Raw genomic sequence first — 3,557 nt, 5'->3', positions numbered from 1 at the left:
CAACAACGCAAAGTAAAGATACTGGAATCACGGGACACTAGTTGCAAGCGCAGAAGCATCTCAGAAAGCGTTGTGCGTGCTTTCGCCGCCGACTGCGGGACCGGTGGTAGTTGTATAGTTAACTGGGTCCACGCCGGTGGATGGCTGTGTGATGACCCTTTTTCTGCGATGGAGAGAATCCTGAAGGTCATCTGTAGTCACCCCTATAAGCCAGCTTCACGACCCGAACTGGACGCCGTCGTTTGATCGGACAACCTTTCGTCTGGGAGGAGACCGGACGAGCGATCCCCGCGGACTACAGCTAGTCCTGAGGGATCGCCGTCGTTATCTCGGATGTTCTGATCGACGCCGGGGGTGAACGGGAGCTCCGGCTTGACCTGTATTCGCCGCGACACATCAGGACCTCGGGAAAATTGGTCACGGAGGCCGACACCCTTAACAGCTGCACGGGGCACGGCGGTCGGTCACGTCGACAAGCCGGAGCACCTCGAAAGGCTCGCCGAGCTCGACGCCCCGGGGTGCGGCAGGACCAGCAACCGGTCGTACTGGAGGGCCTGCCACATCGCTTCGGGGCACCTTCCGGCGCACCCATCGTGCCTGACGTGAACAACTCGATCATAACCCCGTCCCCCCGACGGCCACGGGAGCCTGTTGCGGTGCGGCGCCGAGCAGATCGTCAAAGGCGACATCCGTGCCGGCTGGCTGGCCGGTTGTGACGATGTGTCTGTCCGGGTCGGCAGGGATGTCCGCAGCAGGCTCGAGTTTGGCTCGCTGCGCCGGCTCTGTGATCACCACGGTGGTGCCGTTGCCGGGGATCCTGGCGGCGACAGCGGATGGAGCGAACGCCGTGAACAGGGGAACCTGCACCGCCCCGAGGCGCCAGATCGCCAGCGCCGGGATGGCGAGCTCGGCCGACTTGCCCATGAGCGTGGCAACCTGGTCGCCGCGGCCAACACCGAGTTCCGCCAGCCCCGTTGCGAGCCGGGCCGAGAGGTCGCGCAGTTCGCCGAACGTGAGGTCACGACTGGTCAGATCCGGCTTGATGATCGTGAAAGCTACGGCATCCGCGGGGTGCCGGTCGCGCAGCAGACCGGCCAGGCACGCCTGTGGTTGCCCGAAAACGACCAGCGCAGCGGCGACACGTTGCTGCGGGCTCGGCATCAAGTCTCCCGGGGTGTCTGAAAACAGGTGGTCGGCGTATCGTTCGCTGCATGTTTCCCAGGGAGGGGAGAGCCGAGTACCCCCGGATGAGGGGAGGGCCCCACGCAGCTGAAGCCCACGAGGATGCCGCATGACCCGAAGCCGGACGACGGACGACGGACCGCAGATCAACCGCGCCCTCGCCCGCCTGCGGGCGACCACGAGGCTACCGCTCACCTTCGGCGGCCTGGTCAGCACAGACCAGCGTGTGCGCCTCACCGAGTTCGCCGGCCCCATCACCGGAGCGCTGCGAGGGCTGGCGCTTGACCCGGGCTGCGGGCTCGGCGGCAAGGCGGTGGCGCTGCGCCGCCCCCTCGTGGTCAACGACTACGTGTGCTCACCAAAAATCAGCCACCACTACGACAACATCATCGCCGAGCACCTGCGCGCCATGGTGGCGGTCCCTTTGGTGGTAAGGGGAACCGCGCGCGGTGTCCTTTACGGCTCCGTGCGCAGCGCCGTCCCCATAGGCGACCGGATCATTCATTCCGTTGTGGAGTCGGCGCGGGACCTGGAGCAGAACCTGGCCGTGCAGGACGAACTCGCGCGCCGGCTCGACTGGCTTGATCAGCAGGGGGCCACGGGGTCAGCGGCCGAATCTGCGACACCGCTGTGGGAACGGGTCCGGGAGGCGTATGCCGAGCTCCGGATACTCGCCAAGGACGTGGACGATGCGTTCCTGCGGCAGCGGGTCGAGGCTGCCTGCGCCAAGCTGTCCTCGGTCAAGCAAGGCGCCGCGCAAGCGGAGCCAACGCTGGTGTTGACCAGCCGCGAGCTGGACGTCCTCGCGTGTGTGGCATTGGGCTGGACCAATGCGGACGTGGCGAGCGATCTCGGGATCAAGGTGGAGACGGTGAAAAGCTACCTGTGCAGCGCCATGGGCAAACTCATGGCGCACTCACGGCTGGAGGCGGTCGTCGCCGCGCGCAGACTCGGTCTGCTGCCCTGATCCGAATCTTTCGACAACAGCCTGACACCGCCGGGCAGCTGCCACTCGCCATCTGCCGGTCGGGGGTGCCTGGAGCGGTCGGCGAGATGGTTAAGGGTGATCCCGCACAAGGCGGACAGGCTCAGCACGGATTGCGCCTGACGGAGTTCCTGGGCACTCGTACCACCGGCCTGCACAATCTGGAGGTCCGTCCCGGCACGGGACTGGGAGGTCGGGTGATCGTGCAGGGCCGCCCGGTCGGGGTGACCGACTATGCCAGCGCGCGGAGCATCACGCATGACTACGACCAGCCCGTGCTCCGCGAAGGTCTCGCCTCGCTACTCGCGGTTCCCGTCCACGCTGGTGGCCGTTGCCGTGCTGTCCTCTATGGCGCGGTGCGCCAGCCCTCCGCGTTGGGCGACCGGATACGGGACGAGATCGTTGCCGCGGGCCGGCGGCTCGCCCACGAGCTCACCATCCGGGACGAAGTCGATCATCGGTTGGCGATGGCCGAGTCGCTCGCGGCCGTCAGACAGCTGGAGCCCGCGCACGCCGCCATGCTCGAGGAACTTCGTTCGGTGCACTCCGAACTGAGGGCCATCGCCGGAGCCACGTCCGATTCGGTGCCCCAGCGCAGGATCTACGCGACCGCACAACGTCTCGTCACCGTCGGCGAGAGCGGGCCGAAGAACGACCCTAAAGTACGCCTGTCCACACGCGAGACCGATGTCCTCACCCAGGTCGCCCTCGGCTGCACCAATGCCGAGGTCGCAGACCGGCTTTCGCTCTCCCTCGAAACGGTTAAGGCATACCTGCGATCCGCCATGCGGAAACTGGACGCGGGCACACGCCACGAAGCCGTCGTTCGTGCCCGCAAGGCAATGCTGCTCCCCTGACCTTGCCCGACGGGTGAGAGCCGTCGAGGTGGTACCAAGTCCGGACTGGTCACCCAGCCGGCTCGGTACCACCTGCTGCAGCGGAATCTAATTCGCGGGAGTCAAGCAACCCTCTCCGCCGGTACGCCGGACAAATCGACGCGCTCCTCCGCGCCGGGCTCCATAGAACGATGGCGAGTCTCGGGCAGAGCGAGGCTGCAGATCACGGAGAGCATTCCGAAGCTGGCGAGCATGAAACCCACGGACGTACCACCATACGAGGCACTGAGGTCCGCCGCGAGGATCGGTGCGGTGCCACCGCCGATCACACCGGCGAGGTTGTAGGCGGTGCCGGCCCCCGTGTAACGGTAGCGGGTCTGGAACATCTCAGGCAGCAGGGCTCCGATAGGCCCGTACGCGGCACCGAAAATGGTCAGCGTCGTCATCAGCACGATCGCGAAGGTGAAAGCGGAGCCCGCGTTCAGTAACGGGAACATGATCAGACTCCACGGCACCGACACGACGCAAGCTCCCAGGACGACCCTCTTCCGGCC

At 66.1% G+C, this 3,557-nt stretch carries 4 protein-coding genes; 2 read left to right on the top strand and 2 right to left on the bottom strand.

The window, feature by feature from the left end; translation table 11 throughout:
* Positions 1-615 precede the first annotated feature (615 nt).
* Positions 616-1,161 (bottom strand): AMP-binding protein, encoded by a 546-nt coding sequence (locus tag DD1DGNOD_RS28220; RefSeq protein ID WP_206443248.1) that lies wholly within the window; start codon positions 1,159-1,161, stop codon positions 616-618.
* A gap of 130 nt (positions 1,162-1,291) precedes the next feature.
* Between DD1DGNOD_RS28220 and DD1DGNOD_RS16825 the strand changes: the two genes are divergently transcribed.
* Both DD1DGNOD_RS16825 and DD1DGNOD_RS16820 read left to right on the top strand, forming a co-directional pair.
* Complete coding sequence (locus DD1DGNOD_RS16825; protein ID WP_206443247.1) at positions 1,292-2,149, top strand: LuxR C-terminal-related transcriptional regulator; 858 nt, start codon at positions 1,292-1,294, stop codon at positions 2,147-2,149.
* Positions 2,150-2,235: 86 nt separating this feature from the next.
* The gene (locus DD1DGNOD_RS16820) at positions 2,236-3,024 is read left to right on the top strand and encodes a LuxR C-terminal-related transcriptional regulator (protein ID WP_131766607.1); all 789 of its coding nucleotides are present in this window, start codon (positions 2,236-2,238) and stop codon (positions 3,022-3,024) included.
* Between the two features lie 101 nt (positions 3,025-3,125).
* On the opposite strand, the gene DD1DGNOD_RS16815 is transcribed toward DD1DGNOD_RS16820, so the two are convergent.
* The coding region (locus DD1DGNOD_RS16815; protein WP_346434339.1) for an MFS transporter at positions 3,126-3,557 on the bottom strand (432 nt) is incomplete at its 5' end.

This window comes from Candidatus Protofrankia californiensis (genome assembly GCF_900634765.1).
Lineage (GTDB): Bacteria > Actinomycetota > Actinomycetes > Frankiales > Frankiaceae > Protofrankia > Protofrankia californiensis.
Note: the sequence above shows the minus strand (reverse complement) of the source record. Positions and strands in the feature narration are given on the sequence as shown.